Origin of the sequence: Candidatus Skiveiella danica, from assembly GCF_022705245.1 — a bacterium.
GTDB lineage: Bacteria > Pseudomonadota > Gammaproteobacteria > Burkholderiales > Burkholderiaceae_C > Skiveiella > Skiveiella danica.
The window spans coordinates 307-597 of sequence record NZ_JAKJEW010000146.1; the positions used below are offsets into that span (position 1 = coordinate 307).

The 291-nt window shown below is 63.2% G+C and carries 1 pseudogene; it reads left to right on the top strand.

Features of this window, described 5'->3' with window-relative positions:
- Positions 1 to 291, top strand: a pseudogene (locus tag ACMUOY_RS20590) (hypothetical protein); the annotation flags it as partial.

Below are 291 nucleotides of genomic sequence, written 5' to 3' on the forward strand. Positions count from 1 at the left end.
TGTGACCCGCTGGCGCTGGGAGAAGGCTGTTTTTGTTCGCTTCTTTCCCAACAAGTGCGTCCACCTGTCGGCGGCGACCCGCAAGCTGGTGGAGGAATTCGTCCTCGAACTGTGGTGGGACGACGATGTCTCCCCCGGACGGCTGGAAGACCTGTTGTTCAACCTCATCATCGCGGTGGTCGAGAGCTACACGGGCTGGCGCGACCTGGCCAGCCTGCTGCGGACCAAGCCGCCCGTTGCCATGGATTCGAGAGTTCGCCAGGCCATCGCCCTCATGCGGCGTGATGTGGC